This is a genomic window from Streptomyces sp. NPDC015032, from assembly GCF_043080425.1.
In the GTDB taxonomy this organism is placed as follows: Bacteria; Actinomycetota; Actinomycetes; order Streptomycetales; family Streptomycetaceae; genus Streptomyces.
The window spans coordinates 41,559-64,779 of record NZ_JBIBVN010000039.1 but is presented as its reverse complement, the minus strand read 5'-3'; the positions used below and the strand labels follow the sequence as shown (position 1 = coordinate 64,779).

The 23,221-nt window shown below is 69.4% G+C and carries 19 protein-coding genes and 7 pseudogenes; 7 read left to right on the top strand and 19 right to left on the bottom strand.

Features of this window, described 5'->3' with window-relative positions:
• The 4 genes and pseudogenes from ACF08M_RS34440 to ACF08M_RS34425 form a co-directional block, all read right to left on the bottom strand.
• Positions 1-276 (bottom strand): annotated as a pseudogene (locus tag ACF08M_RS34440) (hypothetical protein); the annotation flags it as partial.
• A gap of 126 nt (positions 277-402) precedes the next feature.
• Positions 403-1,590, bottom strand: coding sequence for an amidohydrolase family protein (locus ACF08M_RS34435; RefSeq protein WP_392189199.1), 1,188 nt, complete (start codon positions 1,588-1,590; stop codon positions 403-405).
• 23 nt (positions 1,591-1,613) lie between these two features.
• A complete protein-coding gene (locus ACF08M_RS34430) occupies positions 1,614-2,729 on the bottom strand; it encodes an MAB_1171c family putative transporter (RefSeq protein ID WP_392189198.1) in 1,116 nt (371 codons plus the stop codon).
• 3 nt (positions 2,730-2,732) lie between these two features.
• Positions 2,733-3,311, bottom strand: coding sequence for a hypothetical protein (locus tag ACF08M_RS34425; protein ID WP_392189197.1), 579 nt, complete (start codon positions 3,309-3,311; stop codon positions 2,733-2,735).
• 677 nt (positions 3,312-3,988) lie between these two features.
• On the opposite strand from ACF08M_RS34425, the gene ACF08M_RS34420 reads away from it, so the two are divergent.
• Positions 3,989-4,426 (top strand): pyridoxamine 5'-phosphate oxidase family protein, encoded by a 438-nt coding sequence (locus ACF08M_RS34420; protein ID WP_392189196.1) that lies wholly within the window; start codon positions 3,989-3,991, stop codon positions 4,424-4,426.
• Positions 4,427-4,564: 138 nt separating this feature from the next.
• Here the strand turns inward: ACF08M_RS34420 and ACF08M_RS34415 are convergent.
• Positions 4,565-5,734 (bottom strand): annotated as a pseudogene (locus ACF08M_RS34415) (IS200/IS605 family accessory protein TnpB-related protein); the annotation flags it as partial.
• A gap of 209 nt (positions 5,735-5,943) precedes the next feature.
• Here ACF08M_RS34415 and ACF08M_RS34410 point away from each other — a divergent pair.
• The gene (locus ACF08M_RS34410; RefSeq protein WP_392189195.1) at positions 5,944-6,231 is read left to right on the top strand and encodes a DNA-binding protein; all 288 of its coding nucleotides are present in this window, start codon (positions 5,944-5,946) and stop codon (positions 6,229-6,231) included.
• Positions 6,232-6,376: 145 nt separating this feature from the next.
• Here ACF08M_RS34410 and ACF08M_RS34405 read toward each other — a convergent pair whose 3' ends face one another.
• Positions 6,377-6,847 carry a hypothetical protein gene (locus ACF08M_RS34405; RefSeq protein WP_392189194.1) on the bottom strand — a complete coding sequence of 157 codons (471 nt, stop codon included), beginning with the start codon at positions 6,845-6,847 and terminating at the stop codon, positions 6,377-6,379.
• A 146-nt stretch (positions 6,848-6,993) separates the two neighbouring features.
• Here ACF08M_RS34405 and ACF08M_RS34400 point away from each other — a divergent pair, with 146 nt between their 5' ends.
• Positions 6,994-7,668, top strand: coding sequence for a response regulator transcription factor (locus ACF08M_RS34400; protein WP_392189193.1), 675 nt, complete (start codon positions 6,994-6,996; stop codon positions 7,666-7,668).
• Between the two features lie 7 nt (positions 7,669-7,675).
• On the top strand, positions 7,676-9,022 hold the full coding sequence (locus ACF08M_RS34395) for a sensor histidine kinase (RefSeq protein ID WP_392189192.1): 1,347 nt from the start codon (positions 7,676-7,678) through the stop codon (positions 9,020-9,022).
• A 104-nt stretch (positions 9,023-9,126) separates the two neighbouring features.
• Here ACF08M_RS34395 and ACF08M_RS34390 read toward each other — a convergent pair whose 3' ends face one another.
• The 5 genes and pseudogenes from ACF08M_RS34390 to ACF08M_RS34370 all read right to left on the bottom strand — a co-directional run bounded on the left by ACF08M_RS34390 (position 9,127) and on the right by ACF08M_RS34370 (position 12,991).
• Entirely contained in the window at positions 9,127-9,558 is a 432-nt protein-coding gene (locus ACF08M_RS34390) for a hypothetical protein (protein WP_392189191.1), read from the bottom strand.
• 140 nt (positions 9,559-9,698) lie between these two features.
• A complete protein-coding gene (locus ACF08M_RS34385; RefSeq protein WP_392189190.1) occupies positions 9,699-10,688 on the bottom strand; it encodes an aminotransferase class I/II-fold pyridoxal phosphate-dependent enzyme in 990 nt (329 codons plus the stop codon).
• Positions 10,685-11,596, bottom strand: a complete 912-nt coding sequence (locus ACF08M_RS34380) for a phosphatase PAP2 family protein (protein WP_392189189.1) — start codon at positions 11,594-11,596, stop codon at positions 10,685-10,687. The genes ACF08M_RS34385 and ACF08M_RS34380 overlap by 4 nt, the downstream gene beginning before the upstream one ends.
• A gap of 100 nt (positions 11,597-11,696) precedes the next feature.
• Positions 11,697-12,653: pseudogene (locus ACF08M_RS34375) on the bottom strand (hypothetical protein); the annotation flags it as partial.
• Positions 12,650-12,991: a PadR family transcriptional regulator gene (locus tag ACF08M_RS34370; RefSeq protein WP_392189188.1), complete on the bottom strand. Its 342-nt coding sequence runs from the start codon at positions 12,989-12,991 to the stop codon at positions 12,650-12,652. The pseudogene ACF08M_RS34375 and the gene ACF08M_RS34370, both read right to left, overlap by 4 nt.
• Between ACF08M_RS34370 and ACF08M_RS34365 the strand changes: the two are divergent.
• Positions 12,917-13,660 (top strand): annotated as a pseudogene (locus ACF08M_RS34365) (DegT/DnrJ/EryC1/StrS family aminotransferase); the annotation flags it as partial. The gene ACF08M_RS34370 and the pseudogene ACF08M_RS34365 sit on opposite strands and share 75 nt — an antisense overlap.
• Before the next feature lie 363 nt (positions 13,661-14,023).
• On the opposite strand, the gene ACF08M_RS34360 reads toward ACF08M_RS34365, so the two are convergent.
• From ACF08M_RS34360 to ACF08M_RS34325, 8 genes and pseudogenes are all read right to left on the bottom strand, one after another.
• Complete coding sequence (locus ACF08M_RS34360) at positions 14,024-14,431, bottom strand: hypothetical protein (RefSeq protein WP_392189187.1); 408 nt, start codon at positions 14,429-14,431, stop codon at positions 14,024-14,026.
• Positions 14,432-14,953: 522 nt separating this feature from the next.
• Positions 14,954-15,529: pseudogene (locus tag ACF08M_RS34355) on the bottom strand (IS110 family transposase); the annotation flags it as partial.
• Between the two features lie 672 nt (positions 15,530-16,201).
• Entirely contained in the window at positions 16,202-17,428 is a 1,227-nt protein-coding gene (locus ACF08M_RS34350; RefSeq protein ID WP_392189186.1) for an acyltransferase family protein, read from the bottom strand.
• A 356-nt stretch (positions 17,429-17,784) separates the two neighbouring features.
• A complete protein-coding gene (locus ACF08M_RS34345; RefSeq protein WP_392189185.1) occupies positions 17,785-18,690 on the bottom strand; it encodes a hypothetical protein in 906 nt (301 codons plus the stop codon).
• On the bottom strand, positions 18,687-19,025 hold the full coding sequence (locus ACF08M_RS34340) for a PadR family transcriptional regulator (protein WP_392189184.1): 339 nt from the start codon (positions 19,023-19,025) through the stop codon (positions 18,687-18,689). Before ACF08M_RS34340 ends, ACF08M_RS34345 begins: the two co-directional genes overlap by 4 nt.
• A 55-nt stretch (positions 19,026-19,080) precedes the next feature.
• Positions 19,081-19,355 (bottom strand): annotated as a pseudogene (locus tag ACF08M_RS34335) (helix-turn-helix transcriptional regulator); the annotation flags it as partial.
• A 45-nt stretch (positions 19,356-19,400) separates the two neighbouring features.
• A pseudogene (locus tag ACF08M_RS34330) lies at positions 19,401-20,268 on the bottom strand (thioesterase family protein).
• Positions 20,269-20,449: 181 nt separating this feature from the next.
• Positions 20,450-20,794, bottom strand: coding sequence for a MazG nucleotide pyrophosphohydrolase domain-containing protein (locus ACF08M_RS34325; protein WP_392189183.1), 345 nt, complete (start codon positions 20,792-20,794; stop codon positions 20,450-20,452).
• Between the two features lie 526 nt (positions 20,795-21,320).
• Here ACF08M_RS34325 and ACF08M_RS34320 point away from each other — a divergent pair.
• Together ACF08M_RS34320 and ACF08M_RS34315 are read left to right on the top strand one after the other, a co-directional pair.
• Positions 21,321-21,491, top strand: coding sequence for a hypothetical protein (locus ACF08M_RS34320; RefSeq protein WP_392189182.1), 171 nt, complete (start codon positions 21,321-21,323; stop codon positions 21,489-21,491).
• 193 nt (positions 21,492-21,684) lie between these two features.
• Positions 21,685-23,202, top strand: coding sequence for an alpha/beta hydrolase (locus tag ACF08M_RS34315; RefSeq protein ID WP_392189181.1), 1,518 nt, complete (start codon positions 21,685-21,687; stop codon positions 23,200-23,202).
• The last annotated feature ends 19 nt before the right edge of the window (positions 23,203-23,221 follow it).

Sequence of the window (23,221 nt, the reverse complement as noted above, 5' to 3'; positions counted from 1 at the left end):
AGCCGTATCACCCGCTTGACCAGCGGCAGCGCGGCCCGCAACCGCTTGTTCCAGCCGGGCTGCTTCGGCACGTACGGGAACATCGCGCCCAGCCGAGCGGACGAACCGCAGCCACCTGGACTCCGAGGCGAAACCAAGCATCGCTTGGGCCACGGCGAGGCAGACAAGCTCGGAGTCCGTCAACCGGGGCGGGCGGCCAAGCCATCGAGTGTCTCCGATCTCGTCGTCGATCTTCACATAGAGTGCGGTGAGCAGGGCGTCCAGGTCATTCGTCACAGATCGATCTTGGACGCCCTGTCCGCGTTCCCAAACGCACCGTCAGCATTCGGAATGACTCGTCTAGCTGGTGCCCTGTTCCCCGGACCCGCGAGGGTCAGGAAACAGGGCACCAGTGTGAGGTTCCTACTGCCCCGTGCCGTTCGGCTCGTGGCGCAGACCGGAGGCGAACACGGCCTGGACTCCGCTCAGTGCGGAGAGATCACCGAGCGGGTCACCGTCTACCAGGAGGAGATCCGCGCGGTAGCCGGGAGCGACCTTCCCCGTGATGTCGCCCAGACCCAGGGCGGCGGCAGCCTGTGAGGTCGCCATGTCGATGATCGTGGCGTTCGGCAGACCCAGGTGCGAGTAGAACGACAGGGCTTGAACAAGCCCGTCGAAGCCGGCGCGCTGTACGCCTGCGTCCGTCCCCGCGATCAGGCGGACCCCTGCATCGGCCATCTGCCGCACCAGATCGAACATCGCGTTGGCGCGCTCCTCGCCGAAGAAACGCGGGAGCATCTGCCAGTGCGGGCTCACGGCGGGGCAGACGGTGATGCCCTTCGCGATGATCTGCTGAACCACGTCGGGCCGGAAGTCCAGGCCATCGCTCGACATCCAGGTGCAGTGCTCGATGGTGTCGACGCCCGCCTCTACGGCTGAGGCGATGCCGTCGGCACCGTGCGCATGGGCCGCGACAGGCACGCCCGCCTTGTGGGCTTCCTCCACAAGGGCGGCCAGTTCCTCCGCCGTGAACTGCGACTGGTGGCTCTTGGGGCCGTCCTTCGTGAGGCCGCCGCCGGTGACCATCGCCTTGATGACCCCTGCCCCGGCCGCGAGGTTGCGCCGTACGAGCTCGCGGATCTCGGTCTCGCCGGAGACTTCGCCGCCGAGGAAGTGGCAGTGTCCGCCTACGGTGGTCGCCGGGGTGCCCGCGGAGATGACCCTCGGTCCCGGTGTACGCCGATCGTTGATCTCGGTAGCTAGGCGAAGCGCCAGGCCGCCGCGGTCACCGAGATCGCGGATGGTGGTGACGCCGCTGCGCAGGAGCTGCTCGCCGCGACGCCGCATGTCCTCGAACAGGGCTTCATCCGTCGAGCCCTGGAGGGTAGACACCGGATCAGGCCCGCCATCGAAGGCCAGGTGAACGTGAGCGTCGATGAGCCCCGGCAGGACGGTTCCGCGGAACTCGAATCGGGGCACGTCGGCCCCGGCCCGCTCCTCGATCTCCTTGCGCGGCCCGACGGCAGAAATCGACTCGCCCTCGATGAGGACGGCACCGTCTTCCAGGTAGGTCCCCGAGTCGACGAGCACTCGTCCACCGGTAATCAGCATCGTGACTCCTTGATCTTGCGAGGTCATGCGGCTGCGCGCAGTTCGTCGGATACCGCAATCAGTTGTTTCACATCCGACTCGCGGTCGCTGCCCAGCGCCATCGCGAGCGGAATCGCTCGGCGGGGCGCGGGGACCCCCTTCTCGATCCGGGCGGAGGCCCGGCGGAGCCGGGCGGCAAGCTCGGCGGAGTCGATGTTGAGGACTGTGCTGTCGTCACCCTCGCCCAGGAGGTACGGGCTGATGTCCACCAAGCCGTCGCGGCACTCCACGATGCGACGGTGGTAGCGCCGGTGCACGCCGCGGGCCCGCCACCGGTCCAGGGCCGCCGGGGACGCCGGTCGCAACACGTTGTCCGGGTACGTCTCCGCCAGCAGCTCCCACAACGGCGCGAGGCGGCGGTGTTCGCGTCGGTGCTGGAGCCAGAGGCGCAGAGACGAGATCCGGGCTCTGGCTCCGGAGTACGTGATGCCCGCCGCGAACGTGAGGATGGACGCCACCAGGAGGAAGGCGACGGCGGCCATCAGCGGCTCGGATACCTCTACGTCAGCCGCGCGAACGGCGACGATGACGGCGCGGATCGCGCAGGCCACCGCCATCGCCCCCAGACCCACGGCGGCCATCCAGAGCCCGGTGGAATGCGGACGCCGGGACATTCGGGCATAGCGGCGAGTCCACCGGCACGCCATGCCGAGCGCGTACATCAGGTAGAGGCCAGCGCCGCCGTAAAAGAACGAGATCTGCGGAGTCGTCATGTCGGCGGTGCTGAAGGAGCCGGCGAAGACCTCGTGCGGTACAGACTCGGCAGCCACGGTGATCGCCACCGCGACGACCGCGACGACGACGGCTTCTTTCCGGGCCCTGCGCCGGCCCGCATCCTCGTCCGCGGCGGAGTAGAGGTAGAAGCACATCAGGAAGTACACCGCGAGAAGCAGCAGTAGGTTCTGGATCAGCTTCGCCGTCCCATGGCCGGCGACGGTGTCGACGCCGGACACGCCGCCGGGCATCGCTATGGGGTACGAGAGCGCAGCACAGAGCAGGCAGAGAGTGACCGAGCGAAGAGGTGCGTCATGCGGGCTTCGCTTCCACTGGTAGAGCTTCCAGACCAGAGCGGCCAGGAGCCCCAGGAGCAGGAGTTCCACGAGTTACAACCATCCTCGCCGGTCACCAAGAGCTGCCTCGACCCGTCGCAGGGCGGGATCATCAGCCGGAGGAGTGGAGCTCGCGAGCAGGGCCGACCACTCCAGGATGATCGTGGCCACGAGCTCGACAGAGCACTCCTCGCCGTCGTCGTACGAGCAGCGCTGGGCGACACGCTTGATCGACTCGGTACCGAAGACCGGTATCAGAGTCGCCCAACCCTCCACGTCAACGGCCGCTGCGTCTTCATCAGGGGCGCTAACCGGCGTGTCCGCCTCCGCCTCGCCTGAGGAGGTCTCGGCGGCCTCCTTGTTCTCCGCCACGAGGATGTGCCCGACCTCGTGCAGGATGATGTGCTCCTGGTGCAGGCGGGTTGTCTCCTGCTGGTAAAGAATCACGTCGTAGGTGTCGTACTCCGCCCACATGCCCGAGGGGCCGGGCTTGGGCAGAGGAGCTTCGCGCAGGAACAGAGGACGCCCGCGCCGTCGGCTCAGGGCATGGCAGAGTTCGTCAACGTCGAGCGGGGGAGCGACCCCGAGGTCTTGCAGCTCGCGCCGAATCAGGCGGTGCAGGTCCTTCTCCACCGTCCGGGCCGCGGCTGTGCGCCAGCGCCCAAGGCGTCGACGGTTGGTTCCGCCCTGAGCGGGAACTGTGGGTTCCGCCGCGTCTCGACCACTCTTATCCGACCACACTGAGTAATTCCTCCAACCGGCTGTGATGGCTCCCCCGAGCCGGGCGACACCGCGCCCATGTCGATGACGTCCGGTTCCCGGCGCCGGAAACGACCGCAGTCGGCTGCGCCTGCACCCCACTAAACCCCCTTGCAGGGGGCGGGATGCCAGGCGTCCGGGGCTTCCCGTCTGCTCGGATGTCACGTACGCGAACGCGTACTGATGCCCCGAGCGGGACTGCCCGGTGGAGCTCCCGGGAACCTCTTTGGACAGTACGTGACGCTTCCGACAAGACATGGCCTAAAAAACACCATCGATTCGTGTGGGCGGCAGGCCACTTCGACCAGTCGAAGTGGCCTAAATCGGCCTTGTTTAATTCTATACGAGGCTTTGAGCTGCGACTTTATGGCCTGGTGTGAACGGATCAACCTCTGCGAGTCGATGAGTGACTCCGTTATCAACCTGAGACTTCCGATGGGCGCGACACTCTCGCAAACGACCATGAAGTGGACAAAGTGGCTGATCAGAAGGGGTGTGGTGGCGGTCACTCTGGGGCAGTTCGGGCAACTGTGGCGTTTACGCTTTCAGTCATGTTGAACGCGATATCCGCCCAGTCGGACAGCTACTTGGAGTTCTGGAGCGAGTACCACCTGTGCACATTGACCACGCTGCGGCCCAATGGGCGACCGCATGTCGTACCGGTCGGTGTGACGGTGGATGCCGCCGCTGGCGTGGCCCGAGTTATCACCCGCAAATCGAGCCGTAAAGTGGCCAACATTCTCGCGGGTGGGGGCGAAGCCCGTGTGGCCGTGTGCCAGGTTGATGGCGGCCGGTGGGCCACGCTCGAAGGGGTGGCGGAGGTGTGCACCGACGAGGCATTGGTCGAAGACGCGGTTGCCCATTACGGAAAGCGATACGGACGTACGCCGGCCCCGGACCCTGAGCGGGTGGTCATCCTGATCTCGGTCGAACGGGCGCTGGGTCAGATCCTGGGCGCCCGACCTCGGGCAGCCCAGGCCGCTGCGTAGCGTCAAGTGGCTTGCGGGATGGCAGCGGGCGTGAGGCTACGTAGATCATGGAGCTGCGGTGGCTGTGCGGATCGGATCCATGACATCCCTGCAGATGCGCGCCGTTGCGACGGTGCTGCGATCTGTTGTCGGGCCAGGACGCTTCCGGCGGCCGTGCTTCTCGCGGGTCTTCTCGGCGGTGAAGTCGAGGTCCTCGATCGCGATCGCACCCGCACCGGTCTGTTTGGCCCAGTGCAGGAGTTGGGTCAAGGCGTGGCGGATCTGTGCGTCGCGGTGTGCGGCGTTGCCGGACAGGTCGTAGAAGAAGCGGTGAGGGTCGCCGGTGGGGTTGCCGTGGGGATCGAGGTGGTAGGCGGCGAAGTGGTCGGCGTTGGTGTCGACACCGATCATTCCCTGGGCGCGGGCGGTGGCCAGCGGGATCGTCTGCACGGTGGGGCGTTGCCAGGACGCGGTGAGATACCAGCGGCCACGGTCCACATCGAGGTGGATGCGGTAGGCGACGGCCCGGTTCCCGGCGATCCGGTCGGCCCACTCCACCCCACGGTGAGCGAAGGCGACGGTGGAGGCGAGGGTGTACCGGCCGTGCTTCGTGTTGGCCAGGTGGGCCAGCGGGGCGGGGAGCTTGATCGACACTTCGCCGGTGTCGGTGACGCGGATCGTCTCGTTCCCGAACCGCTTCCCCGACTCGCCGTCCCCCGCCAGGAACCAGCGCTCCGCCTCCCAGTGTTCCCGCCACTGCTCCTCGGTGAGGTGGGCCTGGGCGAGGTGGTGGCGGGTGTTCAGGAGACGCTTGCCGCCCCGTACGACCCGGACCCGTCCGGCCTGCCGGTCGCGGACCGCGACGGTGTGGCGGGCTTCCAGGGCTTCGAGGCGGCGGGACTTGTGGAACCACTCACCCTTGGAGCGGTAGCCGCCAGGAGCCCGCTTCGTCCCGGGCGTGCCGATGGGGAGGGACAAGCGGTGCCGCAGCGTCCTGATCCCGGCTTCGAGTGTCTGGATGTGGGCGGTCTGGCAGCGGCGGGCGAGTGCCCACTGGTCGTGTGTGGCCTTGGTGATCGCACCCGCGATCCGCGACGACGACTGTGGCGTCAGGCCCCGCTTGCGCGACGCCCAGCCCTGCGCGCCGTGCTCCAGAGCATCCGCACAACGAGCCTTCAGATCACGCGCGGCCAGACGCCCCTGATGCTCTCCGACCAGGCGCAGAATTTTCTCGTCCCGGGGCGTGAGGTGCTTGAGACGGTCCCGGACCGCCACACCGGAAGGCCCGGACACCACGAACGGCGCCGCCAACTCCCGTAAACCACCCACCACAACACCCCCTCCCCACGAGACTGGATACCCATTGCCCAGCCCAACGAGCAGCAGCCGCCAAGGTCACCCATTCGACCCAAGAACCTCCGTTCCACTCCGCGAAGCCACCGCCAGGACCACTCCTGCTCACTACAACGCACTCGAGCTCACCAAACCGACAGCAGCTCACAACCCCCGTACAGGCGGCCTTGGAGGAGGGCATACGGGTGGCCACGACCGCGATGACCACCCTGGAGGCCGATTACGAGTGCGTGCATCCGGCCCGCATCCGGTGGGTGCTGTCCCGTATCGACGTCCATGACGTCACGAAGAGCGTGGCGGACCAGGCCGCCGCGCTGCTCCGCGGCCACCACCTCCACGGCCACAGGTACGCGATCGACGCCGTCCTCGCCGCCATCGCACGGGCCGCGCCGGCTCCCGTCACGATCCTCACCTCCGATCCTGACGACATCACCTTGCTGCGCGGACCTGCCGTCGTGGTCACCAAGGTCTGAGCACGGGCATCCGTGTGGCGGCTCCCGTCGTAGCGGCGGCGGTCGTCGATCTGGTTCGCCGGTCAGAGCATCGGAGCCACGAAGGGCCGTCCCGCCTGGCGGACGGGACGGCCCTGTGGGGCAGGTGGCGCTGAGGCGGGCCGGGTTACTTCTTGGCGACAGGCTTGCCGATGGGCTCGAAGCAGAACTCCGGCTTGTCGTCGTTGCCCTTGCCCTTGCTGACCGCCTTGGAGGTCTTCAGGCCCGGGTTGTCGGCAGAGTCGGACACGAGGGTCGCTCCGGTGGCGTCACCGTTGGCCGGCACGTAGCAGAACTCCGGCCCGTTGCCGTTCTTGTCGACCTTGACGGGGAAGCTCTCGGTCGCGCCCGTCTCCTTGTTGACGAAGTCGGCGGAGGCGCCGTCGGCCTTCTCGGCCTCGACCGGGAGGGTCTCGGTCTCGCCCGTCTTCAGGTTGACGTACTTGGCGTAGGCCCCGGACTTGGAGGTGTCGGCGGCCTTGGAGGTGTCGGCGGCGTTGGAGGTGCCCGCGTGCGCGGCGCCGACGGTGACGCTGACGCCGAGCAGAGCGGTGGCACCGATGAGCATGGCGCGCTTGAAGGTCTTGGGCTGACGCACAGGAGGTCCTTCCGGTCCGGTCACCGCTCGATCCGCGGTGGCGATGGACGTAACCGTGGCAGGGGGCCGCTGAGGCCACGCTGAAATCCTGAAGCCGGCTTCAGTGTTGGCGTCGGTCAAGCCGCCGGTGAGGCAGGCTGCACCTCATGCGCATGCTGATGGTGGAGGACGATGCACGGTTGGCGGCTCTGCTGCGCCAGGGGCTGGCCGACGAGGGCTTCGAGGTGGACTGGGTCGCCGATGGGCGCCAGGGGCTGCGGCGTGCGCTGTCGGGCACGTACGACGTGATCGTGCTGGATGTGATGCTGCCGGGTCTGAACGGCTATACCGTCTGCGCCCGGCTGCGCGCAGCGGGCATCAGCACGCCGGTGCTGATGCTCACCGCCAAGGACGGCGAGTACGACGTGGCCGAAGGTCTGGAGACGGGGGCGGACGACTACCTGTCCAAGCCGTTCTCCTTCGTCGTGCTCACCGCCCGCCTCAAGGCCCTCATCCGCCGTTCCGGACGCCGCGCGACGGCGGTGCTTCAGGTGGGAGATCTGCGCATCGAGCCGGTGTCACTGCGCTGCTGGCGTGGCCCGGTCGAAGTGGCGCTGACCGCGAAGGAGTTCGCGGTGCTGGCCTGTCTGGCGGAGCGGGCCGACGAGGTCATCACCAAAACCGACATCGCCGAGCGTGTGTGGGACGAGTACTACGAAGGCGACTTGAACATCGTGGAGGTATACGTCAGTGCGCTGCGCCGGAAGATCGACGCGCCGTTCGGGCGCAGGAGCATCCGCACCATCCGGGGCGCCGGCTACCGACTGTCCCCCGAAAGCTGAGGGTCTGATGCCCGGATCATCCGTACGCCGCTGGTCCCCGCGCCGCATATGGCCCTCCACGGTGCGGGGCCGGATGACCCTCGCCGTGGCCACGGTGCTGACCGTCGCGCTGACCGCGGGGGCAGCCGCCCTGCTCACCACCGTACGCGGCGACCTGTGGCAGTCGGCCCGCAACTCCTCGCAGCGGCAAGCCGATATGGCAGTGGAGCTACTGCACCGCGCAGGGAAGAGCGGCAGCGGCGCGTACTCCGTCGACGGCCTCAAGGTACGCGAAGCCCAATTCAAGCTGGTCCCCGTGCCGGATATCACCCCGGGACCGTCCGCTGGACCGTCCCGGGAGCCGAAGGCCCCGGAAGGGACCAAGGTGTACTCGTTCTCGGCCGACGGCCGCTACAGCGTCCAGAGCACGGTCGACTTCACCGCCGCCGAGGGCACCCTGCGCAGCATGCTCGTCCTCGTGGCGACCGGTGTACTGCTGATCGTGCTGCTCGGTGCGCTGCTGACATGGGTGACCGTGGGCCGGGCCCTGGCCCCGGTCGAAGCGGTGCGCCGCGAGGCCGCCGAGATCACCGCCAACGACCTGCACCGCCGCCTCCCGGTCCCGCCCGCACGGGACGAAATCTCCCGCCTGGCCACCACCCTCAACGCCACCCTGGACCGCCTGGACCGCGCCGTCACACGACTGCGCACCTTCACCGGCGACGTCTCCCACGAGCTGCGCAGCCCGCTCACCACCCTGCGCACCCGCCTCGAACTCGCCCTCGCCCGCCCCGACAGCGCGCACTGGCCCCAGGTCGCCGCCGAAGCCCTCGAAGACACCGACCACCTCCAGGGCCTCGTTAGCGACCTCCTGCTACTGGCCCGCCTGGACGCCCACCACGCACCACACCACCGCCAGGTCGACCTCACCCCCCTCACCCACGATCTGGCCCGCCAACCAGGCGCCACCCTGCCCGTGGAGATCGACGCCGCCAGCCCCGCACCCGTACTCGGCAACGCCGCCCATCTGACCCGGCTGCTGACCAACCTCATGGAGAACGCCCGCCGCCACGCGGCCACCACCATCCAGGTCCGGGTGGCCGTCGACGGCCAGGACGTGGTCCTGGAAGTGACCGACGACGGCCCTGGCATCCCGGCCGACGACCGCGAGCGCGTCTTCGACCGCTTCACCCGCCTCGACGACGCCCGCACCCGCCAGGACGGCGGCACCGGACTCGGCCTGGCCATCGCCCGCTCCATCGCCACCACCCACGGTGGCACCCTCACCGCCCAAGCCCCCACCGGCTCCCAGGGCGGCGCCCGCCTCGTCCTGCGCCTGCCCAAGGCGCCGCCGCAACCGTCCCGTCAGCCGTAGAGGCGCGATCATGACACGACACGAACGGTGGGACCACGACGTGTGCTCTGAGGGCCCGCTCACGCGGTCCCGTCGCCACCGCGCTCGCCCTGGTGGTCAAGGCGTCAGCGGGTCAGTTCGCGTAGGACGGCCGAGGCGAGGGCCGCGTCGAGGGCGCCGACGCCGGTGAGGTCGGCGACGGTGATCGCCCCGTCCGGCCGCTCGACGGGCCTTTCGAGGAGGCGGCCGACGGGGGTGTCGCCGCTGTCGGTGGTGGACCCGGCGCGCACGGCGTGGCCGAAGTCGCCGTGTTCCAGGCACTGTTGGTGGTCGTCGGTGGCGATCAAGGCCGCGCGGGCGAAGAGCGCCGGTGGCAGTTCGTTCTTGTGCGGCATGTCGCCGCCGATGCCGGTGACCTGCGCGCCCCGGCGGACGTGATCGGCGTGCAGGACCGGGGACGTGGCGTGCGCGATCAACGCGTCGCGGACGGTGGCGAAGACCAGCTCCGGGGTGGTGACGCGGGTGATCTCGTCGGCACTCAGGACGGGCGGGGTCATCGGCCCGCTCGCAGCCACTGGGCGAAGGCGGCCAGGCCCGCTTCGGGGTGGGCGCGGCCGATGCCGACGCGGAAGCGGTCGGTGGGGGTGGGGGTGAGGTCGGAGCGGTAGATGCTCGCGGGCAGCAGCAGGAAGCCAACCTACTCTACCAGGCGGGTGCAGAACTCCTCCATGCCTTCGGGGCCGAGGTAGCGCGGGTAGGCGACGCAGCCGCCGTCCGGGGCCCGCCACTCGAAGAGGTCGTCGAACTCGGCGAAGAACTCCTCGAAGAGCGGCAGGTTGGCCGCGATGAGCGCCCGGTTGCGCGCCAGGAGGGTGGTGCGGGCCTTGAGGGCGATACGGGCCAGGATCTCGCTGGGGGCGGAGTTGCAGATGGTGGTGTAGTGCTTGGCCCGCTCCAGCCGGGACAGCAACTCCCGGTCGCGGCAGGCGAGCCAGCCGATCCGCAGGCCCGGCAGGCCGAGGGACTTGGAGGTGACGTTCAGCGACAGGGCGCGCTCGGACAGGTCGGCGGCCTGCGGCAGGGCCCGGGCCGGGTCGCGTTCCAGGCCGCGGTAGACCTCGTCGCTGAACAGGTGGATGCCACGCTCGTCGCACAGCCGGGCCAGCGCGGTGAAGTCGGCGGCGCTGATGACCTTGCCGGTGGGGTTGTTGGGGAAGTTCACCGACACCACCCGGGTGTTCGGCCGGATGGCCGCCTGCACCGCATCGAGGTCCAGGGCCCAGTCGCGGTCGGGGTCGAGGGCGACGCCGGTCACCTCGCACAGCGCCAGCGGAACGGTCTCGGCCGCCTGGTAGTTCGGGGTCACCACCACCGCGTGGTCCCCGGAGTCCAGCAGGACGTTCATCGCCAGGTACAGCGCCTCCTCGGCGCCCGCGAAGCAGAGCACGTCGGCCGCGTCCGCCCGCTCGTACATCCCGGCGATCGCCTCGCGCAGCGCCGGGTCGCCGAAGGTCTCGGTGTAGCCCAGGGAGAGGCTGTCGAAGGCGGCGCGGTCCTGGTCGTCGGCCAGGGCGAGCAGCTCGCCGAGGGTCATGGTCTGGACGTCGGAGGCGGTCATGTGGTGGCGGGCGGTGAACTCCCATTGGGAGAAGTAGGTTTCCAGGCGGAAATCGGGCAGCCGGGTCATCGGTTCGTTGCCTTTGGTGCGTGTGCGGGATCCTTTGTTGCGATGTACCAGAGCAGGGCTGCGCACACGAAGGCCGCGGCTGCGTCGACCAATGAGCCCACGAGGGTGTCGCTCCGTGCGCCGGCGGCGAGCGCGACGGCCGCGGACAGTGCCAGGGCGACGGGCGGCAGCGGGCGGGGGCTGTGCGTGATGTCTGGTGCGGCGGCGGTGGGCAGCAGCCAGGTCACGAGGCTGTAGCAGGCGCAGGCCAGCAGTGTTGACCCCAGCACGTCACTGGGCCGGTGGTGACCGAGGGCCTGGACGGCGGCGGCGATGCAGGCGTGCCACAGCACGCCGACCGTGATGACGTAGGGGCGGATGCGGGGGGACGCGACGAGGATGACGCCGAGGGTCAGCGCGGCGGGGATGACCGCGTGCCCGCTGGGGAAGCTCCCCTCGGTGAGCATTTCGCTTGCGTTTACCAGGTCTGGGCGGGGCAGGACCGCCCGCAGCACCTCCTTGCCCCCGATCGTGACCACGACGACCCCGGCCGCCGCACACCCCTGCCACCAGCACCTGCGCACCAGGGTCACGACCGCGATGACGCCCAAACCCACGATCAGGGTGCTGATGTGGCTCAATTCCAGCGGTGGCAGGGGCGTCGAGCCGTAAGCCGCTCCCGACCAGGGATAGATCCATGCGTTCCTCATGTCGCCTGCACCGAGATAGAACAGGGCGTTCTCCGCCCGTTGCCCGACCGGAGTGCAGACAGCGAGCAGGTAGACCGTCAGGAATCCCAGGAAATACAGCAGGGCTGGGGTCCACGGCCGCGTCGTCCGCGAGGGGCTGGGGCTGGCCGGGGTTTCTGAGGCCTGGCCGGGGCCGTCGGGCCGGGGCACGGGCAGGGTCGAGGGATCTTGCTGAGTCATCGTTTTCTCTGTTTTTCGTGTGGGAGCAGTGCGGTCACGCGCCGCTTCGGACGCGAGGTGGGCCGGCAGGTCCGGCCGGCCCGCCGGGGATCTGCTCCTGTTCGAGGAGCGCCCGGCTTTGCTGGCGCTGGGCGGCGATCACCAGGACCGGGAGGGGAGCGATGAGGAGGAGGAGGACGACCAGGTCCGGCAGGGACTGCATGAACCAGTTCGGCTGGATGACGATCGCCTGTGTGCGGATGAACGCGAACGCCACGACGGGGATCAGCCACCGGTGGTCGCCGGTGGCGGCCGTCGCCGCCCACGCGGCGATCAGCGCAGCGACTTCGAGGGCGAACAGGCCGCGTTGGAAGGCCGGACTGATGGAGATGATGTGCAGGGACCCGGCCACGAACATGGCGAGTACGACGGGGACCAGCCAGCGGTACGAGTGGCGTCGCAGCCGGGCGGGACGGCAGGCCGCCAACACGGCGCATGCGGTGCACAGCGCCCCGGACAGCACCAGGTCATGGGCCGTTATCGGGGCGCCCAGCCCGTAGTAGCCCAGGCCGACCTTGCCCTCGTCGCCGAAGAGCGTATTGGTGTTGAACGTGGCACCGGCGTAGATCATCGCTGCTGCGGCCGGCAGGGCGATCCACGGCTTGCCACGCAGCAGGGCGATCAAGCAGACCAGCGGAAGCAGCCCGTAGGGCAGGAGCCGTGTCCGCGTGCCGGGACCTTGCGCCCACGGGTACCAGCCGGAGAAGTGGAAGGCGATGGCATGCCGGCCGGGATCGATGTGCAGTGCCCAGTGCCACACGTCCTGCAGGTACGGCACCAGCGCCAGCGCGGCGAGGACGAGAGCGGTCAGATGGATGCCGTCCAGCCACCACGGCCGGGCCGTGTCGTCGACGACGGCACGGGCGCGGGCCTGCGCCCCGGCACGCGCCACGGCGAGGACCTCTCGCGGCGGGGGCCAGGAACGGCCGGGATACGCCTCGGACAGGCAGGCCAGCAACTCCTTCCCCTGCCGGGAGCGGTAGGACTCGGGGTAGGCCGCGAGCAGCAGACGGTTCATGCCGGGGCCACCCTGGCATCTCGCGGGCGCCCGAGGACGACAGCCGCCGCCTGCTGCATCCGCAGCGCCTCCCGGCCGAGTGCCTCGGTGCCGCCCTCCGTGAGCCGGTAGTAGCGCCGCGCCCGCCCGTCCACGATCTCCTCGTCGCCGGCGGCCACCAGCCCGGCCCGCTCCAACCGCTCCAGCGCGCCATAGAGAGTGCCGGCAGCGATCCGGAGCCGCCCGTCGGTGGCTTGCTCGGCAGCCTTGATGATGCCGTAGCCGTGCAACGGTCCGTCCATGAGCGCAGCAAGGATGAAGTACTGCGGTTCCGTCAAGGACGGATTCTGTCGTGTCATGCGCCGAGCATATATCGAGCTACGAAATATACGTGCCAGCCCTGGGTGATCACCGGCCGCGCCTCCACGCCCGCGGCGAGCGCCACCCTCTCCCGGCCGACGGGCGCGACGGCGGTCTCCTCGACACACCGGCGCGGCGTTGGCGGATGCTCACCGCGACCTGGTCCGGGCCGAGCGGAACGTCATTCCCACCGTGTCCGCCGGACCCGTCTCCCCTCCGTTGAACTGCCCGTGGATCAGACTCTGTTCGCCTGGACCGGCCGCGCACAGCCGGCGAGGCAGCGTTCGAATGAGGCCCGACCCGAGCGGTCGCTTCCCCAGTGCCTCCGGGAAGCTCAGATCGCCGCCTGCGGCCGTCTGCCATGCCCCGTCGATGATTCGGGCTTGCACTTCCGGCGGCCACGAAGAAGGAAACTCTCGTCGGCGACTGGGCCGCGGTCAACAACGTCGAGTTCGCCACTGCCCGCTTTACCGGCGCTGCCCCTGTCTTCGCCGACGTCGCCCCGAAACCTTCTGCCTGGCCCCCGATGCCGTGCGGGCCGCGATCACCCGCGCACCACCGCAGTGACACCAGTCCATTTCTTCGGACACCCTGTCGCGCTGGATGAGCTCACCGCGCTCGCCCAGCAGTACCACCTTGCTCTGGTGGAGGACGCTGCCCAGACCCTCGCCAGCCGCCCGGCCAGCACCTTTGGGACGGCGCGCTGCTTCAGCTTCTACCCCGACGAAGAACATACGGTCGATCGAGGGCGGCCTGATCATCACCGCCGACCCGGCCCTGGCGTCCACGCTGCGGATGCTGCGCAGCATCACCCTCCATCATCTGACGCTCAGTCACGGTGCCCAGACCGCTCAGCTGCTGCGTGCGTTCGACCGGCGGTGCTGTCCATGTCGTGGAGCCAACCTGTCCTCCCGTTCGAGAGGGTTCAAGTAGGCAGGACGCGGCGTGGTGACCGGCCGGGTCCGAACCAACGCAGCGCCCCCGCAGGCCGCGATGACGGCGTTTCGCGGGGGCGCGCGATCGGGGGTTGGCTACTGCGGGTCCCGGTTGCGGGCCCACGCGCTCCAGTTCCCGTTGGTGTCGCGCTCACGGAACCAATAGAAGTCGTCCGCGCCCAATGCGTGGATGGAGAAATACCCGGGCGGCGACGTCGGATAGTGGGAGGTCACGACCTTGCTCTTCGCATAGCCACCCAACGACTCCCAGTGGCTCCAGTCGCCATCGGAGTCGGTCCACCGGGTCGCCACGGAGTGGTCGGGAGCCACCGCGAAGACCTCTTTGGTCCCGTTCGGCAGCTTCTGGGTGGTGATGCCGTACTCGCAGATGTAGGCCTGGCCGCCGCTCTTGCAGTCGGCCGCGGCCTGAGCGGTTGACGGGACGACCACGGCGAGACTCGCGGCGGCGGCGATCGTGACGACGGCAGCTCTGAGGTTCTTCATATATCCGGTTTTCCTGACAGTAAGTACACGAATGACAACAATCCCGATCCTATGCCGGGCCGATAACGTCTCGCTCACGTTTCGCTGACGCCCGCAGGCGACCCTGTATGCGGCCTCCTGTCCGGTGGGCTGAGGACGTCCTCGATCTCCTGGCCAGGTCATCGAGACGCTGGTGGCCAACCGGCTGACCGCGCCCGCCCGTTGTGGCGGGCGGACGACTGGGCACTTTCGACAACAAGGTGATCGCCGAGGTGAGCTCGCATGATCGTCACTGCCTCCTCATTATGTTGCTGTACTCGAAACTGCCACGCACAGCGTGCCGTTGCCGTCGGGTCGAGTGGTCCGTTTTTGGGTCCACTTGTCCCGAAAGGCGGGTCCGGCCGGCTCGATCGTGAGCGTCTGGTTCCTGATCCGCTCGACATATGACCACTTCTGACCGTCACACCCCGAAGGGGGCGTCACATGCATCACCGAACCGTTGCCGAGCTCATGGCGCGAGACGTCGTGCGGGCGCGGCGTGACCTGCCCGGGAGTCGGTGCGGCAGCCAGCAGGGTCCGGGCCAGCGGCGCGTTCAAGCCGCCGGTGACCGGCTGGACGGCGGCGAGGTAGCCGGGGAAGAACTTACGCAGGTGGGAACGGAGCTTGTTACCGGCCTGCGTGCGGTCCCAGACGGCGTCCTGCTGAGCGCGAGCCAGAACTGCGACGGCCTGGGCGAGCTCGCTGTCGGCTGGCAGCACGCGGTGCGCGTCTGCGTCGGTGCGCAGGATGTTCGCCAGCACCATCGCGTCAAGGTGGTCGGACTTCTTGCGCGAGACTGTGTGGCGCTCGCGATAGCGGGCGGCCGCCAACGGGTTGACCGCGTAGACGGGGCGGCCGGTGGACCTGAGACAGGCGACCAGCAGGCCGCGGGAGGTCTCGATCGCCACCGGTATCTGCTCACCGGGGTTGTCGCCGTGTTCGGCCAGGAGGTCGAGCAGCTGCTGCAGGCCGGCTGCGTCGTCGCCGATCCGGGCCCGTCCGAGGAGCTTGCCGTCGCCGTCGACCAGGGCGACGTCGTGGTGGTCGCTGGCCCAGTCGATCCCGCAGAACACCTTCATGTGTGTCTCTCACGTCCTTCTGTCCGATGTGCATATCCGCTGGTCAAGACCGGCGCGGAGGCACGCGACTCCCTAATGGAAGGGCTCTGGGCCCGTCATCCGATTGGTCGTTCGTGACCCCAGCTGACCGCAGGGGCCTCGGTCTGTGCAGGAGCTCGAAGGCGTCCCGGCGAAGCGAGAGGTTCACCCGGCAGAGGGCTCGGACCACGAACATCAACGGTCTGATCATCTGATTGGTTACGGTCAAGAAGGATGGCCTGCAGGGAGAGTTGGCCCTGACACCCGCCTCGCGACCGCGGGCCCTCGGTAGCAATCGGCCAGCACCCGGGGCCAAATCTTGACCGAGTGCTCAAGGGCTCCGGGGGGTGCGTATGGCTCACCGGATGCCGGCTGATCGCCACCGAGGAGAAGCCGATGGCCGCGATCTTTTTCGAGGTCTCCTGGACCGGGTAACGGGTAGCAGTCCACCGGCTTCATCCCTCATTAGGTAACGGGGCGTACGGCGGGCGCATCGCGGCCCGGCCCCGCGCACCGGTTGCGGCACCCGGTCAGCCTGCGAAGTTCCAGGAGATGGTGCCGGAGCCGGTGGCCGGGCGGGCTGGCGACGCCGAGCGCGAGCCCCGGGCAGGCACGGCCCCGACCGGAGGTGGAACCCCGCCCGTCGGTGCGGTGTCAATCGCCTGCCGGGCCGGCCTTCGCGGGCGCCAATGCCCGGGGCGCCGCGCCCCATTGCCCACGGGGCCGGAGCTCCGCGGGGTCGGGGTCGAGGGCCGCGGTGAGGTGGCGGCGCAGGAGCGGGCCGAGCCTGCGGTCGACCTGGCGGTTCAGGGTGGCGGCCAGCAGGAGGGAGAAGAGGAGGCCGAGGGCGATCGCGGGGAGAAGACCGAGCGCCGGGGCGGCCTCGAGGACGCCGCGGGCGACGGGTATGCCGACGCTCTGGTGGACCAGATAGAAGGGGTAGGTCAGGGCTCCGGCGTAGACGAAGGTCCGCCATTGGAGGTGGCGCAGCCGGCTGAGGCCGGCCACGGCGAGCAGTACGAGGAAGCCGGTGAGCACGGCGGCGCTGGCACCCCAGTCGGAAGTGGGGTGCGTGGCCACGCGGTCGTCGAGGACGGTCAGGGTGTAGCACCACGCGAAGCCGGTGAGGAGCCACAGGAGCAGGTTCGGGCCGAAGCGGTGCATCAGGTAGCAGGCGATGCCGGTCACGAAGAGTCCGGCGTACTGGCTCAGCAGGAGCTCGTCCAGGACGGTGGAGTTCAGTTCGCGGCCGATGGACGCCAGAACCAGCCAGAGGAATCCGAAGGCCACGACGCGCAGGTAGGTCAGGCCGATCAGCAGCAGAACCGCCATGAGCAGGTAGAAGCGGGCTTCCACCCAGAGGGTCCAGGCGACGCCGGCGGTGAAGTCCACGCCCAGCGGCCCGGGGATCATCGTCAGGTTGCCGAGGGTGGTGCGCAGGTCCGTGGGCGCCCCCCAACGCTGGCCGACGAGCGCCGCGACGGTACCCATGACCACGACGATCAGCACGACCGCCCAGTACAGCGGGAAGAGCCGGGCGATGCGGGAGACCGCGAACTGTGCGGGGGTGCGTCCCCAGCAGCTCATGCAGATGACGAAGCCGCTGATCAGGAAGAACGCTTCCACCCCGAGCCAGCCGTAGCCGCTGACGGCGTGGAGCAGCGGTGCCGCCTGCGGCAGGTCGTGGTTCTCGCCCCAGAAGCGGGGGGTCGGGGTGCCGACGTAGTGGTAGGCCGCCACGGCGACGGCCGCAAGGAGCCGCAGCGCGTCGATCGCGGCCAGGCGACCGCCCTTGGTGGAGGCACCCGATGGTCGGGCCGGCGTTGTCCGGGCGGGCCGGAGCAGGTTGCGGGCGGCTTCGCGGAGTGCGGACTCGGACATGGAATCTCCTGTTGCGCGGCGGCCGGTGCTCAAGGCCGCCCTTGAGGGAAGGAGGAGGGCATGCCGCTCCTGGCCACCGGCGACGCCGGTGGCTGGGCGGGGACATGATGGGGTGTTCCGGGACGTCGCGGGCGGCGCTGGACGCGAGGTCCGGGGCGCGTCGTCGGCTCGGTCGCCATGAGGCGGGCAGGAGCCGTCGGGGGGAGGTCACTCGGGCCGTCACGCGTCCGGCCGTGCACCCGCGGCCGGACGCCGGATCGCCGAGGGAAGCGGGAAGCCGGAAGCGGGAGTGCTATCGAGGCCGACCGGAACGGTCCGCTCTCCCCCTTGATCTCACCGGCTCGCCTGCGGTCAGGTCAGGCCGGGTTGGCGGTGTCGGAGCCGTTCCCCCAGCGCATGCGCAGGGCCACGGCCACGGCCACGGCGACGGCGACGGTGGCCGTCAGGATTCCTTCGGTGCTCACCCAGCCCGAGAAGTACAGCGTGACGAGGAACGGTGTCGCGGCGAAGGCGAGCCCGGTGGTGCTGCGGATCCCGGCGAAGGCCTGGCGGCCCGCCAGGACGAGGGCCGCGGCGAGCGGGACGCCCAACCGCCAGGGCAGGACGGGCCCGATCCCGAGCGGGTCGATCACGACCAGGGCGGCAACCAACAGCACCGCCCACACCGCCACGGCGAACACCCCCACCCCGCTGCGCACCCGGCGGGCCGGGCGCAGGTCGGGCGGGCAGGCGAGCGGGAGGGCGGCGATCAGGATCGGCGGGAGGAGGAAAGCGACGAACTCCCACCGCAGGTCGGTCGGCATGAGCCAGTCCGGGTAGAGGAAACTGGCCGAGGAGCCCATGGTCCCGGCGACCGCGCACAGCACGCCGGGGAGGTGGCGTCCGGCCAAGGCGACGACCGCACCGATCAGGGTCAGCAGGTAGCAGCCGTTCATCAGGGTCAGGAGCGGGCCCGCGCTGCCGTCGGTCCCGGCGATGCGCATGACGTACCAGTCGCCGGCGTTGCCGATGAGGTTGAAGGCCGCGTACGCGGCCGTCGCGGCCAGGCCGAACGGGGCGGCACTGGCGAAGAGCCGGCCACCCGGGCACGCGGAGCCGATGCCGAGACGCAGCCGCAGGGCGTGCAAGGCGACATCGGCGGCTTCGCGGAGGCGGGCGCGGAGGCTCGCCCCCTCGGTCGCCTCCTGGTAGGCCTCGGCTATCTCGCTGCCGAACGCGCGACGGAAGCCCGCCGGATACAGGCGCAGCAGTACGGGGTTCACGTGGTGGCCGCCTTGCCGATGACGCCGAGGCGCCGAGTGGCCTCGCGCGCGGTGGCCGCGATCCGTTCGGCTTCGGTGGCCAGGGCCTCGCGTCCGGGGGTGGTCAAGGTGTAGGTGCGCCGCAGCCTGCTGTCCACGACCTCTTCCTTGTGAACCTGGATCAGACCCTGCTGCAACAAGCGCTCCAGCGCGCCGTACAGCGTGCCGGTCCGCATCTTGACCCGCCCGCCCGAGATCGCCTCCACCTCGCGCGCGATCGCGTAGCCGTGGCGCGGCTCGTCCGCAAGCGCGGTGAGGAGGAGCAGAGTCGGTTCCTGCATCGCACGATCAGTCATGCGAGAACCATATGTCATTCACCGGCATATGACGCCAGCGACTCCCAGAAGTGCGGAGCGAAAAGAATGGGCCCTCGGCGGCGAGGACGAAGAGGGCGCGCGCCTCGTCGGCGGCGAGCCCGGGGACATCGGTCCAGAATCCCGGCAGCGGCGCGATGCCGCCGTGCCGCCCCCCTCGGCGTGGACCGGGACACCAAAGACGGAGAGCGTTTCGATGTCCCGGTAGATGGTGCGTACGGAGACTTCGGGGCGCTCGGCGAGCTCGGTGGCGGGCACCAGGCCGCGGGTCTGGAGCAGCAGGAGGATCGAGAGCAGCCGGCCGGATCTCACCTCACCAGCTTCTCCCGGCCACTGCCCCTTCCCCGCCGCCGGCCGTCAGGAGCGCGGTGCGCGTGCCAGCTGGCGGGACTGGGCCACCAGGCGGTCCGCGCTGTCCCAGACGTCCGCGTCCTCCTCCAGGAAGCCGCCCGCGAGGTTGCGGGTGGTGATGGAGACGCGCAGCGGGCCCGGGGCGGGGCGGCAGCGGATGTGGGTGGTGAGCTCGATGGTCGGCGTCCAGCCCTTCAGGCCCAGCTCGAACGAGGTGGGCGGCAGTGTGTCGACGGTGAGCAGGAGCGAGAGCGGGTCGGCGTCGCGGCCGTCCGCGAGACCGAACCAGCCGCGCATCTCACCCTTGCCGGAGGGGGCACCGACGGCCCAGCCGACCGTCGCCGGGTCGAGCTTGATGTCGAGCCGCTCGGTGATGGCCGAGCTGCCGGGGATCGGGGCCGGGCCGTCGCTCGGGCCGAAGCAGTGCTCCATCGGCGGGATGGCCGGCGGCTTCGCCGACGTACGGACCTCGTCGGACAGGCCGTCCAGGTCGCCGTAGGTGGCGATGACCCGCATGCGCTCGACCTCGGTGCCAGTCCTCCGCGAACTGGAAGAGGGAGGCCTGGCCGGTGGAGAGGGTGCGGCCGGTGCGGACGGTCTGGGTCCGGATCACCGCCGGGCCGGGCACGGACGCGGTGAGGTAGTGCGCCGAGACGGAGAAGGGGTCCGGGTGCGGCAGGGCCCGGCCGAGCGCGCGGCCCAGCATGGCCAGCAGGTATCCGCCGTTGACGGCATGGATGATGGTCCATCCGGCGGAGAGTTCGGCGTCGTAGACGCCCTCTTCGCGAAGGGTGACGGCGGCGTCACGGTCGAACTCGCTGTTCCCGACGGTCGCCGGTCCGGTCTGTGCCGACTGCTCTGCTGCCTGTGCCATGCGATGCACCGTACACCGATTACTGAGCGGTAGCTTTTTTTACTGGGATCGCAGCGCCGACTCAGGTGGTCGCGGGGCTCTCCTCGGCCGGGCACCGGACAAGAAGATGCTGCTCGTGCCTCAGTTGTCGAACACAGCTTGTGACCGAACCTGCCACGGGAGCGATAGCGGAGTACCGCGACTATGCGACCGGGCTGTCATCCGTTGAGAGCCGGGCGCTGATCCTTTCGTCGAGTTCGGCCATGGTGCGCTGGAAGGCACGTTTGAGATCGACGTCGTAGCGGTGAGCCAGGATGAGTACCGACCAGAGACAGTCGGCGAGTTCATGCTCCAGGGCAGGCCGGCCGCCCGGGATCTCTCTCGCGCCTTCCTCCGCCATGACAAGTTTTGCGAGGTCACCCACGTCTCCGACAAACCCCAGCATGAACTCACTGCGTGTCCAGACTCGGCCGCGCTCACGGCGGTTCAGTTCGTCATAGAGGTCGTGGATGCGGATCGCCTGCTGCTTCAAGTCGTCGAGGTCCACGGATCTGTCCCTTCATGGCGGATGTGCTGTGGACAGGGGCCATACCCTGTGGCGTCCCTACCGATGGTGCGCGGGAAAACAGCCCCAACTCGGGCCGACGTGCGAAGAAGCACGCGACATATCGATAGAGCGTAGGGCGCACTCGTCCGTTCCCGATCTGACGAAGGCAGCTTTCGGCCGAAGCGGTGGCCGATGGCCAGGAAGAGATCGTCCAGTTCGAGGTCCCACTGCGCGGTGGCGTGCTTGGTGATCACCTTGGGAGGCTGCCCCGCCGCGGTCACTACCTGCGGCGGTGTCGCACATTCGAGGGGCAGTCTCCGTGAGACCGCCCCTGCACGTTCGGAGTCCCGCTACACTCCCGCCACCCGGTGAAACCCGCAGGCCAGACATCGAAATCCTGCTGGCTGGTCCAGGTCCTCTCTTCCGGATCTCGCTCGCCGCGCGACACCGGGTATCCCTCCCCTAACCCCTAGGGGTCGGTGGATCCGCTCACTGATCCGACAAGCCCGGCGGCAGCCCGGTCGGCGTGGTGCGCAACGAGGTCGGCGTCGTCACCCACCGCGGCGGATGCCGGAACGCGGCAACCGTGTTCACCCGCTCCCGCCCGGACGCCGACGACACGGCGCTCGGCCGCGTCGTCGGCGCTGCGGCCGCCCGTGCCGTCACCGCGCTGCGGGCCGGGGTGTCCACGGCGTGACTGCCGACAGGTGGTCGATCGGCGACCTACCCCGAGAGACGAACGACAAGGAGCAGGACTCCAGTAGGACGGCGGCGCACCGTCCTACTCCACAAGTTGGAACATGAGCCCATCCCCGCGCCGTACGGGCACGAGTGGGAGCGAACGGAGACTGGAGGCAATCCGAGACACTGATTCTGTACAGAGGACTGGCATGGCTCTACGAGGCGCCCGAACGATCTCCGTGCTGACGGTCGGCGCGGTGACGACCGTGATGGCAGCGCTCACCCCCGTGACGGCGTTTGCGGCAGGGGATCCGCTCCAGCAGTACGCGCAGCAGCAACTCCGTTGGGAACGCTGCGACACGGGCCAGCCGGCGGCCCTGGAGTGCGCGAAGGTCAAGGTGCCGCTGGACTACAGCGCCCCCGGGGGCCGGAAGATCGACCTCGCGATATCGCGGATCAAGGCGGGCAGCGCGAAGGAGCGGCACGGCGTGCTGCTGATGAACCCCGGGGGCCCGGGCGTTCAGGGGCTGACCATGCCCGCGGAGATGGAGCCGCTGCTGTCGGCGGAGGTACGAGAGCGGTTCGACCTGGTCGGCTTCGACCCGCGCGGGGTCGGGCAGAGCTCGCCGATCGGCTGCGACCTTACGGGCGACGAACAGTCCTTCCAGCACCCCTACACCGCAAGGACGTTCGCGAAGGACGTGGCCCGGGCCCGGACGGTGGCCGAAAAATGCCAGGCCAAGGCGGGGGACGTGCTGCCGCACATCACCACCCGCAACACGGCACGGGACATGGACGTCGTCCGGGCGGCACTGGGAGAGAAGAAGATCTCCTACTTCGGGTACTCGTACGGCACGTACCTGGGCGCCGTCTACACGCAGATGTTCCCCCAGCGCTCGGACCGGTTCGTGCTCGACAGCGCGCTCGATCCGGCGCTCGCGTGGCGAGGGATGTTCCGGGGATGGCCGGCAGGGGCCGAACTCGCCTTCACCCGGTGGACCGAGTGGGCCGCCGCGCGCAACGCCACGTACGGGCTGGGCGCGACTCCGGCGGAGGTCCGCAAGACGTACTGGGAGCTCATCGCCCGTGCCGACCGCACGCCCGTCCCGACGGAGGGCGGGGCGCTCAGCGGCGGTGCCATCCGTTCCGCGTACAACGCGTTCGTCCACGTCGAGACCGTCACCCCGTGGATCGTCGCGTTGAAGGCCGCGGCCGAGGGCGGACCGCCTGTGCCGACCGCGTCGGCGGTGCCCGACTCCGCCCCGGTCCGGTCCGCCGAAGCAGGGGCGTTCGGTGCGGACGTTCCGGCGGACAACCAGACCGCCGGAACGTGGGCCGTCTTCTGCGGCGACACCCGCAGCTGGCCGCGCGACCCCGGGCAGTACCGCCGGGACGCGATCCGAGACCGCGCCAAGTACCCGCTGGCCGGCGACCTGGGCGCCAACATTCAGCCGTGCGCGTTCTGGAAGTCGGCGGGAAGCGAGCCGGCCACCGTGGTGAGCAACGACGTCAACGCGCTGATCGTGCAGAACCAGTGGGACCCGCAGGCGACGCTGGCCATGGCGCAGGGCATGCGGCGGGCGCTGCACGGTGCGCGGATGATCACGGTGGCCGACGGTGAGGGCCACGGCGTGGTGGTGGCCGGCCCGTCCTGTGCGGACGCCGGCGTTACGCGATACCTGACCACGGGCCGACTGCCCGCGAAGGACCTGACCTGCGAGGGCTAGGGTGTGTCTGGAGTTACAT